This is a genomic window from Exiguobacterium sp. s157, from assembly GCF_018618205.1.
In the GTDB taxonomy this organism is placed as follows: Bacteria; Bacillota; Bacilli; order Exiguobacteriales; family Exiguobacteriaceae; genus Exiguobacterium; species Exiguobacterium chiriqhucha.
On record NZ_JACSLQ010000011.1, the window covers coordinates 25,908 to 43,770 of the forward strand.

Below are 17,863 nucleotides of genomic sequence, written 5' to 3' on the forward strand. Positions count from 1 at the left end.
CTCACTATGAATGTAATTTTGTTGTAATTTCAATTATACCTTGGAATTCAAAAGTCCATCTATCATTTTGCTTCATATAATAAAAATATTTTTTGCATGAAATAGGGAAGTCGTTCGGAAAGCGGGTAAACTACGGATAGAAGGAGAGGAGACGAATGATACCGACAAAGAAAGAAATCATCTTATTTCTCCTCATCGCGTTCGGGTTCTCATGGTTGGCGTGGTGGGGACTATTTATTGGGACCGAGTTACCGATTCAAGCGATTGTGCTGATCGGAGCGTTCGGTCCAAGTCTTGCCGGGAGTTACATGGCGTTCCGGGAGAACGGTTGGGAAGGTGTCACGACGTTATGGAAGCGGGGATTCGAGTGGCGGATGGCAGGCAGATACTATGCGTTCGGCCTGTTGTTCCTTCCTTTCGTTTTCCTCATTGCCTATTGGTGGTCCGATGCAGAAGGGGCGTTGCTGTTTGAGCGTCCGTGGCTCGTCGTGCCGACGTTCTTCTACATGTTGTTCCTAGGCGGCACGATGCAAGAAGAGTACGGATGGCGCGGTTATCTGCTCAACGCGTGTCAATTGAAGACGACCCCGATCAAAGCGAGTTTGTTCGTAGGGAGCATTTGGACCGTCTGGCATACACCACTCTTTTTGATGGAGGGGACCGGGCAATCGCTCATCCCGTTTTGGGCATACGCCATGGCGATTCTCGCGTTCACGTTCATCATATCCTGGCTCTACAATGTTACGACGATGAATTTATGGTCCGTTTTCTTGCTCCATACGATGTTCAATGTCTCGTTCGCACTCATTCCACTAATGAAGCCGGGCATGTTTCCGATCGGCTTTCTCCATTTGACGTTATTGCTCGTCACGACTGCAATTGTCCTCATCTGGAGAACGCATGGACATCTCGGTTACGATCATCTCGAGCAACTCGAGGCGGTGGAAGGGTCGCATCAACCGAACGTTACGCCAGAAGCGGACGCGGGTAAAGACTAGCAGGTATCATTCAGGAACAGAGGGAAGTGGAGAGATTGAACTTTCGCCCGCTCGAACGTGAAGATGTAAAGCCGCTCCAACGGCTGTTTATGGAGAGTCTGAGTGATTTGATTCGCCGAGAACAGTTTGAAGATGCCGACTTGCTGGATGAAGAAGTCGAACGGTTGAATACGACCGTTCAAGACAGTTTCGAAGACGAGACCGTTCAAATTTTTGTGGTGCTCCAAGACGACGTCATCGTAGGGACGGCCGCGATTTTGCCTCCGAATGACATCATTACCGCACACGTCGACATCGAGCCGAACGTTCCTGAAATCGGATGCATGTACGTCGCACCTGGTGCCCAACGCCAAGGTGTCGGTCGTTTCTTGATAGACAATATGAGACGGCAACTCGTGGCAAATCAACAAACGGCATTTTATTTAGATGCCGGCTTTCCAACGTCACAAGCCTATTGGGAGAAGCGGCTCGGTCCGCCGCTCGTGACGATTGAGCACTATTGGGGTCCGGGGGCGCATCATAAAATTTGGCGTTGTCCCGCCAGTGAAAAAGAGACCTGATCGCATGCGATCAGGTCTCTTGCTTATTTATAAGTGCTCATAAATTGATGAATCCCAGAAGCGGTGGCATCTGCCATCCGTTGCCGGTATGTGGTGCTCGTCAAGTGCGAGCGGTCGTTCGAGTTGCTGATGAAACCATATTCGACAAGGGTCGATGGGACGCTGTTCTTGCCGACGACATAAACGTTTTGATATTTCACACCACGGTTACGAATCGTTGGGATTCGGACACCGAGTTCACGGTTGATGGCTGCCCCTAAACTGCGGCTAGCCGAGATGTATGGGTTCGTCGTATAACTTTCACCGGTCGGGACGAGGACTTCGTGACCGTGGTAAGACGTATTCGTCGACGAGTTGTTATGAATGCTGACGAAGGCGCTACCTTTATACGATTTTGTCAATTCAACGCGTTGTGCGAGCGACAAGTACACGTCGTTCGAGCGCGTCATCCGTGCGTTATAGCCATATGTATTCGAGAGCGTACTCGCGAGACGTGCGGCGATATCGAAAGCGATGACTTTTTCGTACACTGATCCGTACACAGCCCCTGGGTCATTCCCGCCGTGTCCAGCATCGATCACGATCGTCCGACCTGAACCGGTTGATGTTGTTGGTGTCGTCGTCGTGGCCGGCTTCAAATACTGCGAAGCGACGTAACCCGTCTTGCCGCCGTAACTGACCTTATACCAAGAGCCGTACTTGCTGACGTACTTGACGGTCGCACCGTTTGGGATAGTCAGCAACACCGTGCTCCACGAGGCTGCCGTCAAGCGCATGTTCAAGTTGACCGTCGTTTGGTAGGACGTGGTAGAAGTCGTCGTAGTCGGGGCTCCGGTGGCTGTTAAGTATTGCGAAGCGACATAGCCCGTCTTTCCGTTGTAACTGACTTTATACCAAGAGCCATAACGACTGACATACTTGACGGTGGCGCCGTTCGGGATCGTCGTCAAGACCGAGCTCCACGAGGCTGCCGTCAATCGCAAGTTTAAATTGACCGTCGTTTTGTAGTACGAGGCTGAGCTCGGCGTCATCGTCGAGGGAGTCGAAACTTTCACGTATTGCGAAGCGACGTAGCCGGTCTTGCCACCGTAGCTGACCTTGTACCAAGAGCCGTACTTGCTAACATATTTGACGGTCGCCCCATTTGGAATCGTTAAAAGGACAGGACTCCATGTGGCGGCACTTAAACGAAGGTTCAAGTTCGCTGTCGTCGTGTATGTAGAGGCAGCTTCGACTCGGCTCGATTCGAAACCGTTCGGCGTCAAGTCGAATGGGGCGATGGCCATGCCACCAATGACGAGGGAAGAGCTAAGCAACAGTTTCAAGTTCCAAGATGATTTCGTTTGGTTCAATCGAGATCCGCTCCTTTATTCATAAGATAGGTGAAGTAGCTGTGAAATGAAATCGTCATCATGTCTCCGTTATTATATAAGGAAACAAGAAAAAAATGGAGGTTAATATGTAAATTGTTTGACTTTTTTTCAATAAGTTTATTTCCAGAGTTTCGGAAATAAAAAAAGAGACGCACGAGGGCGTCTCTTTTAATAATCACGTAAGGCGTGGGAAATCATCAGCGAATGTTTTGACAGGCTCTTCGATTTTCGTAAGACGTGGAAAATCATCTGCAAATTTCTGAATTGGAGCCTCAAGTTTAGTTAAACGTGGAAAGTCATCCGCCGCAGGTTTTACAATCATATCGATTTTCGTCAGGCGTGGAAAATCGTCTGCTAGTGGTTTGAAAGAAGTTCCGAGTAAAAAGAGTGCTGTGGCAATAAAGAGAATTCCAGTTAATTTTTTCATGATAATTCCTCCAATGTAGGGTGGTGTATTTTGTAAGCTGCAGTCCCTAGTATGATTTTACTCAGAAAATGGTGATTCTAGCAACGAATAAATCGCATCAGATTGCTGTTCAATGCGAGATTCTAAGTCACCAATGTACTGTTGAGGCATATTTGGTTCGTGTAAAATAAATTTGTCATTATTTTCTTTTGTGCTTGATGACAAAATCGGAACGTTTGCTTCTTGACTGAGTAAGGTGCTGCACAAAGGAGTAAATCTATTTTTAAATTGTGTAAGTGGTTCTGGATTCCAACAAATAGAGGCTTCAGGAAGAACATATAAGATATGACCTTCTTTCAATAGTGTTAAACACTGTTTAAGCACACTATCATATGCTTGTTCTATATTTATATATCCGAATTCCTGGAAATGTTTCTCATAGACGGTTTTAGAACTGCGCTTTAGAATAGAAAGAGATAGTTCAGGGCCTAAAACATAAACGCGCTTGTACATTTTGTTTTCTTTCAATGTTTTAGCTATGAGTCGTGGTAAAGTTTGATAGTAATCAACTTGGAAAGCGTTAACTATAAAACCTGTTGATGAACGTAACAATTGGGTTAAATGTTCTAATCCTTCAAATTGGCTTCGATCAGACGAAGAATATGATGCATCAAAGATATTTTGTTGTTTTGATTGAAAATAAATTTTTGGTTTAATGTAGTCTTCAGCAAGCAAGAAGTTTAACTTTCCCATATGCTATATTCACCTCCATTATTAAATGTCCATATTTTCTGGTGGTAGATTGTTAATAAACCAATGGACCTAAATTGAGAACTAATATATTAGTTCTTATTTAAATCTTAACATGAATATTAGGTCATTCGTTTAGTAGTCGGTTGGGAAAATTAGTGCAAAAAGCATCGATTTTTTTGAGGTTTTTAGCTTCCGTTTTCCTAAACTGCAGGAAATAGCGAATAATTTATACAAAAACTAATCATATTTGGGACGAAGGAGCTACTACTTAAGATGGAATATAACTACGGTAACCTTATTAAAGTAGAGCGTATGCGTAGGAACATGAAGCAATCTGTCTTAGCGAGAGGTATTTGTTCCATATCGTATTTAAGTAAGATTGAGAATAATCAAACTACACCTAGTGAAGAAGTACTAGAATTGATTTTTGAAAAGTTAAATATAGATGTCCCTGTTTATTTTGATTTTAGTCAACAAGTTGATAAAGTCAGAGAGGAAATTCAAAGTATTCTAAGAGAAGCAGTTCTAACGAGAAGAGATGAAGATAGAAGAAAGCAGATTGAAAAATACATTTCTAATCCAGTAGTTAATCAATCAAAAGAATTATATATTATGCTGCTGATTACATTGGCAAGATTCGATTTGATGCCTGGAGGAAAAGGGCGTTATTTAAACGAATTGGGGTGGCTTGAAGACCAATTAGATCGAGACAATAAAATCAGATATTTGCTCATGCAAAGTTTGACCCATTTTCAATCAAACGATAAAGAATCATCATTGCAGCTTTTAGAGCAATTAAATGAACAATTGCCTACATCGAATATCCCTGATTGGGAGATTGCAGATATGCGATACATCATGGGAGGATTGTACTACAAGTCGACGGATTATTTACAAGCCATTGAAAATGTTAAATTTGCGCTTGGTTATTTTAAAGATAATTTTTATGTAGAACGAATCATTGAATGTCATTTAATCATCGGGCTTTCTTATAAAAGAAGAAAGCGCTATTCAGAATCGTTATCCCATTACGAACGAGCCACTAAAGTTACCAGTGCAACTGACTTAAAGTATTATAACGGTATGTTGTATAACAACATGGGTGAAATTTATTCTTTGTTAGGGAACCAAGAAAAGGCGTTAGAGTACTTTCTTGAGAGTCTGTCTTACAAGTCGGATCCTAAAAGTAAACTTTACAGTGTACTTTCCTTGATTGAAGTTTATGCTGAACAAGAAGACTCGGATGGGGTTATAAAATGGCTTGACAATGGATATGAAATTATAGGGAACCATGAAGGGTTAGAAGAATTTCACCATCATTTTGAAGTTTATAAAAATTGTTATCAAGAACTCGATAAATTAAAGCTGATTAGTAGTTTGAAAAAAGCTGTTCAATACTTTGAGTCGTTCGATGACTATTTGTACACAAACAAATACGCCCTTTGGTTAGCGCGTGAGCTACGTGAAAATGGGAAGTACAAACTATCTACTGAGTACTATGAGAAATCCATTGCGATTATGTCTCGATGGGATTAACGCCTCCTCAGGCGTTCTTTTTTTGCACAAAAAAAGAGACGCCCGAATCGTCTCTTGTCGTTTATGGAGTGGTGAAATAATGAATCGTCCAAATCGGTTCGTTCATCAATGCTTCATCTTCCACATGGCCCGTTTGAACTTGTTGGAGCAGGTGAATGATATGTTTTTGCAAATTGGCATCGTGAGAGCCGCTTCGCAAAATCCCATCTTCACTCGCGATGATATAAAACCCACCCAACCGCAAAGGAATATGATGTCTAACAATCGATACGGCAGCTTGCAGTTCGGCTTGCCCGCCTTGAAGTGGCACGTTTATATCAAAACGTCCCCATTGTTTAAAGTCGCCTAGTTCTGAAAACGGTGGGTCGCGGTGATCCAACTTCATGACCTCCAATCTTGTCTGTCTCTTCCTTACTAGTATAGCTCTTTTTCTAGACTTAACCTGCGAGAAAAATGGGAAGGGTAAATCGATGTTGCCTTCGTTTCTCGATGTTACTCTTTTTCTAGATTATCCCAAAACATTCCTGCTAAAAATAGAAGCTAAGGCGTAAAAAACACGACCGGAACGACTCCGGTCGTGTTCATTGATGAATCGCTTCTTTCAACGTCGGCAATTCACAAATAAATGTGCTACCTTCCCCGTAAATCGATTCAACGTGTAAATGTCCGTCGTGCGCTTTCGCGATTTCTTTACAGATGGCGAGACCGAGTCCTGTCCCTCCGATTTTACGACGGTCTGAGTTATCGACCCGGTAAAATTTGCCGAACAAGTTCGGCAAGGCGGAAGAAGGGATACCCATCCCGTTGTCGCGGACTTTCATGACGACTTGTCCTTCGAGTCGTTCCAACGAGACGAGCACGTTGCCGCCTTCTGGGGAATACTTGATGGCGTTACTGAGCAAGTTACCGAGCAACTGTCGCATCCCTTCCAAGTCGGCCTCGATTTTAAAGTCTTGTCCGACATCGGCATCAAGGTGTAGATGATGCGAATCGGTCGTCTCTTGATAAAAGCTGATACTGTCGCGGGCGAGCTCGAGCAAATCGACCGTCTCCCACTCGAACGTCTGTTTTCCGGCCTCCATCTTTTGAAGGTCGAGGAAGTCGTTGACCAAGTACGAGAGACGTTTCGCCTCATCGTGAATCGTCTTCAAGTACAATTCGCGGCGGGTTGCCTTCAAATCACGCTCGAGCATCAACTCTGTGAATCCATAGATCGATGACAGCGGCGTTCTCAATTCGTGAGATACCGTCGAGACAAGCTCTGATTTCATTCGGTCAATTTCAGTTTCGGCCGTCACATCGCGCAAGACGAGCATCGTGCCGTGAATCTTCCCGTCTCGGTAAATACTCTCTGCATAGACTTGGAGGAAGCAATCGCCTTGATCCAATGAAATCGATAAACCGTCTTCCGGCGGCTCTTGGTCGAAGACACGTTCGATATAACTGATGAAAAGGTCTTGTTGATCGACACGTTCGGCAAACTGTTCGATATCAATCGATAACGTTGTCAGTTCCTCATAACCGGCGTATTCGAATTGAAGTTCATCGAACATGCGGATAAAGGCGCGGTTGCCGACAATCGTGTCTTCTTCATAGTTGAAATAAAGAATCGCTTCACGGACCGAGTTGATTAATTGTGCCGTCTCTTTACGATCCTGTTGCATCTGGCGATAAAGCCGCGTCCGTAAGAGCGAAATGGCCAACTGGTTCGCGAACGCGTTCAACTCTGATGTTTCACTCGCATCGAACGGCTTATCGTAACAGGCCAAATATAAACAACCGATCATCGTTCCGTCTGATGGATCTTTTACCGGGATGACGGTCTCATGGATATAGTACGGGTAGCCGTGAAGCTGGTCGGCCACTTTTTTTGAACTCGCCTCTAGCGTTCTTGAAATCATAACGCGTTTGAGTAAGAGCGACTGTACTTTCAAATCTTCTTGTTGTTCAGTGGTCATCCCTTTCGGTACGACGGACGTGATTTCATCGTCTTTGACGAGCAATACGGCCCCGAACTCGGCCTCGGTCAACCAGACGATTTTTTCGATGACAGCCGAATAGTCGAGTAACGATTCCTTCGAAGCGAGTACTTCAATCAATTCGTTACGATACTGCAGTTTGGTCTCGTTTTGTTTCGACGCCTCGAGCACGGACTGCATCTCTGTTTGCTTCGCGCGCATATTTTCGTTTTGACTGACCATTCGTGTAATCAAAGGACGTCCAATTAATAAAATAGCAGTGATAAACATGACTAGCCCGGTCATCCAGATCCAACGCAACGTCAGAAGTTCGGTCGGTGAGACGGTATCGTCCCGAACGAACCAAGCACCGATTGCTGTTAAAACGAGGCTGGTGATACAAACACCATAAAGGATGCCGAGAATTTGACGACTGTTCAATTGTTCAATCCACTTGCCCATAATACACTCTACTTCCTTCCTTAACTAAAAACCAACTCCAATTCCATTGTCGTATAACGGAAATATACAAAAAGAAAAATTAGATGAACACCGAATTGCTCAAACAATGTGCCATCAAGCATTCTCTGTTTAAATATCATATCTAGACGGATATACCCCGGATTTCAGCATCTTACACATTCAAATGTGCTTCCGATTGACACATGCGAAGGGAACAGGATAGCTTGAAAGAGAAGAAATGACTATGGAAGAGGTGCTCTTATGCTATCGATTGAACCTTCAGCGTTAACCGAGCGAGACACGTACAAATTTTTAATCGGGAGTATCGTTCCGCGGCCGATCGCTTTCGTGACGACTCGAAACGGCGACACAATCAATGCTGCGCCGTTTAGTTACTTTAACATCGTGGCGTCCGAGCCGCCGCTACTATCGGTATCGGTTCAACGTAAGAACGGTGTCATGAAAGACACAGCCCGCAATGCGGTCGCGACAGAAGAACTCGTCATCCATATCGTCGATGAGACGAACGTGGCTCTCGTCAACGAGACCGCGGCCAATTTAGGGCCAGCGGAGAGTGAGCTTGATCGGACGACGTTCATGACCGCACCAAGTGATATCATCGAGACGCCAGGCGTGAAAGAAGCCAAAATCCGAATGGAATGTAAACTGCACCATCACGTTCCGATTGAGCATGACGGGAAAGTGACGGCTGACTTATTGATTGCGCGAGTCGTGAGGTTCCATATTGACCCGGCGCTTTATGAAGCCGGACGTATCGACGCCGAACGATTGGCACCGGTAAGTCGACTCGCCGGAAACTTCTATGCCACGCTCGGCGAAACGTTCGAAATCGAACGACCGAAATAAATGCCATGGTGCCTGCTCGAATCGGAGACAAGGCGCCTTTTTTCGGGTAAAGAATGGAGAGCCCATTGGCATGATGGTTTTCTTTCACACGAGCGCTCGAATGTGTCACAATAAAGTCAGAACATTCTAATTTCTAACGCGTCAGCGATCAGAGAAAAAAGGGGAGTCGGCTATGTCATATCGTCCAGCCATTCAATCGATCATCAATGCCATTGAGACGGTGATCGTCGGAAAAGAAGATGTCATCGCAAAGAGTTTGACTGCTTTACTTGCCGGAGGGCACGTGTTATTAGAAGATGTCCCGGGCGTCGGGAAAACGATGCTCGTCCGGACGTTCAGTCGAGCCATCGATTTGGATTTCAAACGTGTCCAATTCACACCGGACATGTTGCCTTCTGATTTGACCGGAATCTCAATGTATAACCAAAAGACGAAAGAGTTCGAATATCGGCCGGGTCCATTGATGGGTAATATCGTTTTGGCCGATGAAATCAACCGGACCTCTCCTAAAACACAATCGGCCTTGCTCGAGGCGATGGCGGAGCGCAGCGTGACGGTCGACGGTGAAGTCAAAATTTTACCGTCCCCGTTCTTCGTCATGGCGACGCAAAACCCGATTGAACATGAAGGGACGTATCCGCTCCCGGAAGCTCAATTGGATCGATTCCTCCTTAAAATCGAGATGGGCTATCCATCTTTCAATGAAGAGATTGCACTGCTGACGCGGTTTGAGAAAGCAGAACCGCTTGAGGCGTTACAGAGTGTCATTACGAAACATGAAGTCGAACAGATGCAACGCGAAGTGCGCGATGTACACGTTTCGAGTGCCGTCAAACAGTATATCGTCCGCTTGATTCACGAGTCGCGCAACGACCCGAACACGTATCTCGGGGGCAGTCCACGGGCGACACTCGCTTTGATGAAGGCGGCACAGGCGTGGGCGTATATCCACAACCGTGACTTCGTGCTACCGGATGACGTGAAGGCGCTCGCCGGTAGTGTGCTCGGTCATCGCATTTTACTGACGGCAGAAGCGCGCTATAAAGGGAAGACGGCCGAACAGCTCGTCAAAGGTTGGCTCGACACACTTCCGGTCCCGATGGATCGTGAGGTCAAAGAAGTATGAAAAATTGGATGAAGCTGTTCCTTGTGTGGGCGGCGGCATTCGGACTTTACGCATTCGCCCGGATTGAAGGGAGTATCGTCGCGTCGACGCTCTGGTGGTCATTTTTCGTCCTGGCCGCCTATTGGACGATTTTCATGATTTATCCGGTCACAGCCGCGAACGTGTCGCGCCGTGTGACGACGAAACGACTCGTCTCGGGCCAAACGATGGACGTGGAACTGCAAGTGGAGCGGAAATACCCGTTTCTTGTCGGGGTCGTCACGTTAGAAGAGACACCGCCGCCGCGACTCGCGACATCCACTGATGTCATCATTACCACGGTCGATCGTTTCTTTCGACGGACAGAGACGGTCCATTACGAAATCGAACAGATTCGACGCGGCATCCACGTGTTCGATCGGACTGTCCTTCACGTGCGAGACGTGTTCGGATTGTTCGACCGCAAACGGACGTTGCGACTCGAGACGGTCGTTGAAGTCTCACCTGCTGAACTTCCGTTCGACTTACCGCGTGACGAGCAAGTCGGTGGGCGAGGCGAACAGTATCGCCGCACGCGCACATATACCGAGGTTGCCAATACGACGAGTGGTGTCCGTGAGTATGCGGCCGGGGACCGCATCGGTCGAATCGATTGGAAAGCCTCGGCTCGACGCGGAAACTTAATGACGAAAACGTTCGACCAAGAGCAGGAGAAGAAACTGTCGCTTGTCTTTGTCCCATCGACAACGGCTGGGCATGAAGAAGCGTTCGAACGTTCATTGTCGCTTCTCGTCGGTGCAATCCGACAACTCGAGCGGAAAAATCTGCCGTTCGAACTGTATGTCATCGAAGAGCAGGTCCGTCTGTTCCATTTGCCGGACCAAAGCGCAGAGGTCGGCCATTACTTGCTGACAGCGACACCGGAGCCGGAAGGGCGCCTTGTCGAACGAGTGAAGCGCAACCTGCCGCAAGAAGTGGGGAACTTGATTTTGATTAGCCCACTCGAGACGAAATGGGTGCGTGAGATCATGAATGAGACACAAGGCAGCTATCACTTGTACACGGCGAACGAGGTGACGACATGACGGCATGGTTGAAACGAATCGTCTATACGGCGCTTGCCGCCTACTTATTGTCATTTTGGGTCGAGCCGATTGTGGGCAGTACGACATTTGATGTCAATTGGCCGTTCTTGTTCCTGCTTCTCGTTCCGATGTTTGCGAGCTTGTTGCCTTGGTATGGTTTCATTGGTGTGGTCGTCTTCAATTTCTTTATCGTCTTGTACGTGTACCACGGGAGTATCCTGGATTGGTTCGGTCTATGGTTAGAGGATTTGAGCGGGGTACTGAGCGGGGCTTTGCCGGAAGAGGCGATTTTCTTCTCGGCGATGGCACTCATCGGGGTACTGTTCGCCATCCTGGTCGGACGCACGTATCCGAGCTATGGCTTCGTTCTCGGGATGATCGTTTCGACGCTCGGACTGATGGCTTACTTTGACACGTGGACGCTTTATGACGGGGAAGGGAAGATTTTACTCGCAATTTTAGCATCGCTCTTATTGCTCTTCGTCACCGACCTGGCGAAACGACCGAGCAAATCGCTCGTCCGCTATGTCAGTATCGCGCTCCTCGCTTCGGTCGTGTTGGCGCTCGCGAGCGTGTCGCCGACAATTGAAGGGGATTGGTCCGATCGGTTGACGACGAGTTTCCAAAATGCTGGGAACGATGAAGGCTCAGGCAGCGGTCGAGTCGGCTATGGGGTGAACGATGAACAACTCGGCGGACCGTTTGAGCAAGATGACGGCATCGTCTTCATCGCCCGTGGTGTGCCGGCGCGCTATTGGCGCATCGAGTCAAAAGAGATTTATACGGGGAAAGGCTGGGTCGAGTCCCCGGTCCTCGATTCCGAATATAACCGCGGACAACTCGTCGACCAAGCTGTCGATACGACACCGGAACAGGCGTTGCTCCGATTTGACCGGCGCCAAACGTTCGTCCCGTATGGTGGAGAATACCCACAGGCGACGGAGACGGACAATGGCACCGAATTCCGAGTCGGGAATATCGAAGAACCGTTTCCGAACGAGACGATTCACATCCGACCGTCCGGGAAAATCGTGTTCGACAATGACGGGCAAACGACGCCTCAGACGATTCAACTTCGCTACAGTGTCCCTTCCTTCACAGAAGAGCAACTGGCGTTGAATGAGCCGGTGACGACGTTGACGGAAGAAGAGCGGCAGGCGTACTTACAATTGCCGGATTCACTTCCGGATCGGGTCCGCGACTTGTCGGCCGATATCACGGGCGACAGTGAGACACCTTACGACCAAGCCCAAGCAGTCCAAGCCTACTTCCAATCTGGAGATTTCCAATACAATACGGAAGATGTAGCCGTCCCGGAAGGTGATACGGATTACGTCGATCAATTTTTGTTCGATACGTTAATCGGGTACTGTGACAACTTCTCGACCTCGGCTGCCGTCCTTCTCCGGGCGAGCGGAGTGCCGACGCGTTGGGTCAAAGGTTTCACGATGGGTGATGCTCGCGGGATTATCCAAGGGGAAGAAGAATACACGGTCCGGAACCGTCACGCTCACTCATGGGTAGAATATTTCGTGGAAGGCGCAGGCTGGGTCCCGCTCGAGGCGACCATCAGTTTCTCGGACGCCAACTTGCTTCAAGTCGAGACGGAGGACGAAGCGAATGCAGACGATCCAGCGGCCAATGATCCACAAGCGTCGCAAGACGACGAGCCGACGAATCGTCCGCAAGAAGATTTGGCACTCGATGATGTGACGTCGGGAGAGGCGGCAACGGAGAACTGGAATATGCCGGTGTGGGGTTGGATTGTGATTGTCTTTACGGTCGCCGTTCTCGTATGGAACCGAAAATCGATTGAACGCCTCGTCATGATGCTTTGGTGGACACGGCGTCCATTGAATGAAAATCGACTTGTCGCCATGCATCGATATCTAGTGAAACGACTCCGCGGAGCAGGTTTCAAAGTCGACGGGCGCACGCCGTCCGAACTCGCCGCAGAGGTCGATGCTTATTATGAATCGACGGAAATGACGAGATTGACCCGTTTGTTTGAACAAAGTATCTATGCCGAAAAAACGCCGAATTCAAAATATAAAGAATATTGGAAAATCATGATTCGTCGAATTATGAGTTGAAGTAGGCGGATGCATACAGTAAGATAGACGCATTAGTTAGATAATTGAACAGCATTCCTTCGTATATACTCGCGAATTGGCGCGAGAGTCTCTACCGGACCACCGTAAATGGACCGACTATGAAGGAGCACGTTTCGTATACACAGAAAAGGGCGTGCTTCTTCTTCGGTTTAGTGAATCCGTGGGAGAAGCTCGCTCTTTTTTTTGAGAAGAAGGCAGAAAGGTGGAGGTTTTGTGAAAATAGAACAAGAGATGATTTTGGTGCTCGACTTTGGAGGCCAGTACAACCAGTTGATCACACGTCGTGTACGTGACCTTGGTGTATATAGTGAGCTTCATTCCCACAAGATGACCGCTGCTGAGATTCGTGAACTGGCTCCGGCCGGGATTATTTTCTCGGGTGGACCGAACAGTGTGTACGCGGAAGGCGCATATCGCTGTGACCCGGAAATTTTCGAACTTGGCATTCCGATTTTCGGAATCTGCTACGGCATGCAACTTATGACGCATCACTTCGGTGGACGTGTTGAACGAGCGGCACATCGCGAATACGGAAAAGCGACGCTCTTCTCGACACCGGAAGCGTCGGCGCTCTACAAAGGTCTCCCAGTGGAACATACGGTTTGGATGAGCCATGGCGACCTCGTCATGGAAGCACCGCCAGGATTTATCGTCGATGGGACGAACCCATCATGTCCGGTCGCTTCAATCAAGAGTGATGAACTCAAAATGTACGGTGTACAGTATCACCCGGAAGTCCGTCACTCTGAGTACGGCAACGACATCTTGAAAAACTTCATCTATGAAGTGTGTGGTGCCAAAGGTGAGTGGTCGATGGAGAACTTCATCGATATCGAAGTCGAGAAGATTCGCGAGATTGTCGGTGACAAGCAAGTTCTTTGCGCGTTGTCAGGTGGCGTCGACTCATCGGTTGTCGCAGCGCTCGTTCATCGTGCCATCGGCGACCAATTGACATGTATGTTCGTCGACCATGGTTTGCTTCGTAAAAATGAAGCGGACAGCGTCATGAAGACGTTCGCGGACGGTTTCAATATGAAAGTCATCAAGATTGACGCGCAGGAGCGTTTCATGGCGAAACTTGCCGGCGTTTCAGATCCAGAACAAAAACGAAAAATCATCGGCAATGAGTTCATCTACGTGTTTGACGAAGAAGCGTCTAAACTTGTGGACATGGACTTCCTTGCCCAAGGTACGCTTTATACGGATATCATCGAGAGTGGAACGGACACGGCTCAAACAATCAAGTCGCACCATAACGTCGGTGGACTACCAGAAGACATGAACTTCACGTTGATTGAGCCACTTAACACGCTCTTTAAAGATGAAGTGCGTGAACTCGGGACTGAACTCGGTTTACCGGACTATATCGTTTGGCGCCAACCGTTCCCGGGACCAGGTCTTGGCATTCGTGTTCTCGGTGAAATCACAGAAGAGAAACTTGAAATCGTGCGTGAGTCAGATGCGATTCTGCGCGAAGAAGTGAAGAAAGCCGGTCTCGAACGTGATATTTGGCAATATTTCACGGTCCTTACACCAATTCGTTCAGTTGGTGTCATGGGCGACGAGCGGACGTATGACTATGCGGTCGGCGTACGTGCCGTCACCTCGATTGATGGAATGACTTCAGATTGGGCCCGCATTCCATGGGATGTACTCGAGAAAATCTCGGTTCGTATCGTCAATGAAGTCAGTCACGTCAACCGTGTCCTGTACGACATCACATCGAAGCCACCAGCAACAATCGAGTGGGAATAACCATCAGAGGGGAGAAATCCCCTCTGTTTTTATTTGGTAAATCCGAACAATAGATCGAAATATTTGATTAAAATCCGTCATTTGTGTTGACATTCGATTTTGCCGTTGTTAAGATAAAAACGTTCTTATCATATCCGAACAATTAAAAATTATTTTGCCGTATAATATCGGGAATATGGCCCGAGAGTCTCTACGAAATCACCTTAAATGATTTCACTACGGCGAGACATAGATCAGGGACTTATGTCCCTGTATGTTTCGCGTGGGGTCTCCGGTTATCAATCGGGGACCTTTTCTCGTTTTACGGCGAGCCAAGGAGGAAAACCAATGAGCACACAGCTCAAGCAAGAACCAAATCACCAACCATCAGGAAACCGGATTGAACGTTACTTCCAGTTGAATGAACTTGGAACGAACATCAAAACGGAATTGATCGCAGGATTCACTACGTTCCTGGCAATGGCTTACATCTTGTTCGTTAACCCGAACGTGTTAGGTGCAGCAGGAATGGACATGGGCGCTGTTTTCGTGGCAACCGGTCTTGTCGCCCTCGTCGGTTCTGTCATGATGGGCTTGTTCGCCAACTATCCGATTGCGATCGCTCCGGGTATGGGGCTTAACGCCTTCTTCGCGTACAGTGTAGTTCTCGGCATGGGTATTCCATGGCAAACGGCACTATCAGGGGTTCTCGTTTCTGGTTTGTTCTTTATCGTTTTAACACTGTCAGGTATTCGTGAGACAGTCGTCAACGCAATTCCGGGACCACTCAAAATGGCGGTCGCGGCAGGGATTGGTTTCTTTATCGCCTTTATCGGTTTGAAAAATGCAGGTATCGTCGTCGCCAACGAAGCGACGCTCGTCGGTCTCGGTTCACTCGGAACAGGGACGACACTCCTTTCGGTGTTCGGTCTTGTAGTGACAGCATTGTTAATGGTTCGAAATGTAAAAGGTGGTATCTTCATCGGGATGCTTCTCACAGCAATTGTCGGGATGATCTTCAATCTTGTACCGACACCGACTGCCATCTCAGACATCATCTCGGCACCACCGAGCATGTCATCGACGTTCGGACAAGCGTTCATCAATTTCTCAGAAGTCTTCACGGTCCAAATGCTAGTCGTCATCTTGACGTTCTTCTTCATTGATTTCTTTGATACAGCGGGTACGCTCGTAGCGGTAGCTCGTCAAGCAGGAATCATGAAAGACAACAAAGTGCCACGTGCGAGTAAAGCGCTCATGGCTGACTCAACAGCAACAGTGGCAGGTGCAATCTTTGGGACATCGACTGCGACGTCATATGTAGAATCGTCGGCTGGTGTAGCGGCCGGTGGTCGTTCGGGCTTGACGGCTGTATTCGCAGGTTTGTTCTTCGGATTGGCGCTCTTCTTCTCGCCACTCTTGGCAGTCGTCACATCGGCGGTCACAGCCCCTGCATTGATTATCGTAGGAGTACTCATGGCTTCGGCTTTACTCGATATCGACTGGAGAAAGCTAGAAATCGCGATTCCTTCATTCATGACGATTCTGATGATGCCCCTCACTTCGTCGATTGCGACGGGGATTGGGCTCGGATTCATCTTGTATCCGCTCATGATGGTCGCGAAAGGGAAGACGAAAGAGATTCACCCAATCATGTACGGCATGTTAGTGATCTTCTTGGCTTACTTTATATTCTTGCCGCACGCGTAATGAAATGAAGCCGACTCGGTTTATGAGTCGGCTTTTTTGTATGCAGTGTTTTCAGGTAAGAAGGGGTCGTACATGGTTAAAGCATGGTTTTCTGTGATGAACTCATTTCGGATGAATGTGCCATCTTGGGAGAAGACGCTTCTAAATATTTGGTTATGCCGAACTGTTCCACCCCACCATTCATTCGTGAAGTGGTGGTTTTCTTCATATATCTCATATTGAACGGTTGGTGGGATATTGGACCGCCATTGCCCTACGAGATAATCCCCCTCTATATATAGAAGGAGTTGAAACGTCTGTGCCGTCCGATTGGTGATTTGAAGGTCTAAATAGTTGTAGGAACATGTGGCGCCACTCCCAAAAGGTTGGTCCCTTCGTGAATCAGGGAAGACATCATAACTGTGGCGGTAACGCTCGGTCACTGTGAGTGGGCTATGGAGCGTGATCCAATAAATCAAGTTGGATAATTGGCACAATCCGCCCCCGGTTCCAGTCGTGACCTTTCCGTAATGCAAAATCATTCCGTCCACATAGCCCTTTCGTTTTGTAGGTCGCCCGATGGCTTTCCAATATGAGAGCACTTCATTTGGAGAAACGATGATGCCATTTAACTGTTTAATGGCGATATTAAGATTAATGACTTTATTCTGTTGCATTTTGAGATCGATATCTCGTAATTTTCGGTAGAGTGGGGTGCGGTGCTCATAGATGAGGTGGGGCAGTGGTGCAGTATCTCGTTTAGAAGTGTACCGCTTCTTATCCGTCATCCATTGTGTTCGGCGTTTTAATATGTAATACTGTGTTCCTGCCCAGATGCGCAGGTTCGATCGTTTCTTTGGCTGCAGTTGGAGCATCAAGTGTCACCTTCTTATAAGTTGGTATTGATGAGTATTCGTCGACAGGGAAAAATCCCCTTCTCCAATACAATAGATGCGAGTAAGGGGACGAGAAAAATCTTTTAAAGTTTTTTTAGAATAATGCTTGCCAGGTGATAGAAAGGGATGCTATAGTTATCTCTGTTGCCAGCGCTGCTTACAACTTAGTAAACAAACTGGTTGACACACAATAATGATAAATGTTATTATCATTTAGTCGCCAAGAGCGACAGACGAACTTTGAAAACTGAACGATGAGGCAAAAAAAGTTTTACAATGTTTGAATGAAGCGCAAGCTTCGTCATTTTTAAAGAGCTATATCAAATT

The 17,863-nt window shown here is 47.4% G+C and carries 15 protein-coding genes and 2 riboswitches; of the genes, 9 read left to right on the forward strand and 6 right to left on the reverse strand.

The window, feature by feature from the left end:
• Positions 1–155: 155 nt before the first annotated feature.
• Positions 156–998: a CPBP family intramembrane glutamic endopeptidase gene (locus tag KNP67_RS14295; RefSeq protein ID WP_214756907.1), complete on the forward strand. Its 843-nt coding sequence runs from the start codon at positions 156–158 to the stop codon at positions 996–998.
• Between the two features lie 35 nt (positions 999–1,033).
• Positions 1,034–1,558: a GNAT family N-acetyltransferase gene (locus tag KNP67_RS14300; protein WP_214756908.1), complete on the forward strand. Its 525-nt coding sequence runs from the start codon at positions 1,034–1,036 to the stop codon at positions 1,556–1,558.
• Between the two features lie 23 nt (positions 1,559–1,581).
• On the opposite strand, the gene KNP67_RS14305 is transcribed toward KNP67_RS14300, so the two are convergent.
• From KNP67_RS14305 to KNP67_RS14315, 3 genes are all read right to left on the reverse strand, one after another.
• Entirely contained in the window at positions 1,582–2,910 is a 1,329-nt protein-coding gene (locus KNP67_RS14305) for an N-acetylmuramoyl-L-alanine amidase family protein (RefSeq protein WP_051627752.1), read from the reverse strand.
• A 196-nt stretch (positions 2,911–3,106) separates the two neighbouring features.
• Positions 3,107–3,358, reverse strand: a complete 252-nt coding sequence (locus KNP67_RS14310) for a hypothetical protein (protein ID WP_214756909.1) — start codon at positions 3,356–3,358, stop codon at positions 3,107–3,109.
• A gap of 57 nt (positions 3,359–3,415) precedes the next feature.
• Positions 3,416–4,090 carry a hypothetical protein gene (locus tag KNP67_RS14315; protein WP_214756910.1) on the reverse strand — a complete coding sequence of 225 codons (675 nt, stop codon included), beginning with the start codon at positions 4,088–4,090 and terminating at the stop codon, positions 3,416–3,418.
• 273 nt (positions 4,091–4,363) lie between these two features.
• Here KNP67_RS14315 and KNP67_RS14320 point away from each other — a divergent pair, with 273 nt between their 5' ends.
• Positions 4,364–5,626 (forward strand): tetratricopeptide repeat protein, encoded by a 1,263-nt coding sequence (locus KNP67_RS14320; protein WP_058765668.1) that lies wholly within the window; start codon positions 4,364–4,366, stop codon positions 5,624–5,626.
• A 61-nt stretch (positions 5,627–5,687) separates the two neighbouring features.
• Here KNP67_RS14320 and KNP67_RS14325 read toward each other — a convergent pair whose 3' ends face one another.
• Both KNP67_RS14325 and KNP67_RS14330 read right to left on the reverse strand, forming a co-directional pair.
• Positions 5,688–6,005 carry a hypothetical protein gene (locus KNP67_RS14325; RefSeq protein WP_125318027.1) on the reverse strand — a complete coding sequence of 106 codons (318 nt, stop codon included), beginning with the start codon at positions 6,003–6,005 and terminating at the stop codon, positions 5,688–5,690.
• 202 nt (positions 6,006–6,207) lie between these two features.
• Positions 6,208–8,046, reverse strand: coding sequence for an ATP-binding protein (locus KNP67_RS14330; protein ID WP_251130889.1), 1,839 nt, complete (start codon positions 8,044–8,046; stop codon positions 6,208–6,210).
• Between the two features lie 261 nt (positions 8,047–8,307).
• Between KNP67_RS14330 and KNP67_RS14335 the strand changes: the two genes are divergently transcribed.
• The 6 genes from KNP67_RS14335 (at position 8,308) to KNP67_RS14360 (ending at position 16,661) form a co-directional block, all read left to right on the forward strand.
• Entirely contained in the window at positions 8,308–8,913 is a 606-nt protein-coding gene (locus KNP67_RS14335) for a flavin reductase family protein (protein ID WP_214756911.1), read from the forward strand.
• Between the two features lie 172 nt (positions 8,914–9,085).
• The gene (locus KNP67_RS14340) at positions 9,086–10,039 is read left to right on the forward strand and encodes an AAA family ATPase (protein ID WP_021065165.1); all 954 of its coding nucleotides are present in this window, start codon (positions 9,086–9,088) and stop codon (positions 10,037–10,039) included.
• Entirely contained in the window at positions 10,036–11,103 is a 1,068-nt protein-coding gene (locus tag KNP67_RS14345; protein WP_021065164.1) for a DUF58 domain-containing protein, read from the forward strand. Before KNP67_RS14340 ends, KNP67_RS14345 begins: the two co-directional genes overlap by 4 nt.
• On the forward strand, positions 11,100–13,196 hold the full coding sequence (locus tag KNP67_RS14350) for a transglutaminase domain-containing protein (protein WP_058765672.1): 2,097 nt from the start codon (positions 11,100–11,102) through the stop codon (positions 13,194–13,196). The genes KNP67_RS14345 and KNP67_RS14350 overlap by 4 nt, the downstream gene beginning before the upstream one ends.
• A 39-nt stretch (positions 13,197–13,235) precedes the next feature.
• Positions 13,236–13,336, forward strand: a riboswitch (purine riboswitch).
• 112 nt (positions 13,337–13,448) lie between these two features.
• Complete coding sequence (gene guaA, locus KNP67_RS14355) at positions 13,449–14,972, forward strand: glutamine-hydrolyzing GMP synthase (protein WP_029596121.1); 1,524 nt, start codon at positions 13,449–13,451, stop codon at positions 14,970–14,972.
• Positions 14,973–15,109: 137 nt separating this feature from the next.
• Positions 15,110–15,211, forward strand: a riboswitch (purine riboswitch).
• Between the two features lie 88 nt (positions 15,212–15,299).
• The gene (locus KNP67_RS14360) at positions 15,300–16,661 is read left to right on the forward strand and encodes an NCS2 family permease (RefSeq protein WP_035385692.1); all 1,362 of its coding nucleotides are present in this window, start codon (positions 15,300–15,302) and stop codon (positions 16,659–16,661) included.
• A 20-nt stretch (positions 16,662–16,681) separates the two neighbouring features.
• On the opposite strand, the gene KNP67_RS14365 is transcribed toward KNP67_RS14360, so the two are convergent.
• On the reverse strand, positions 16,682–17,515 hold the full coding sequence (locus KNP67_RS14365; RefSeq protein ID WP_029596119.1) for a VanW family protein: 834 nt from the start codon (positions 17,513–17,515) through the stop codon (positions 16,682–16,684).
• Positions 17,516–17,863: the final 348 nt, after the last annotated feature.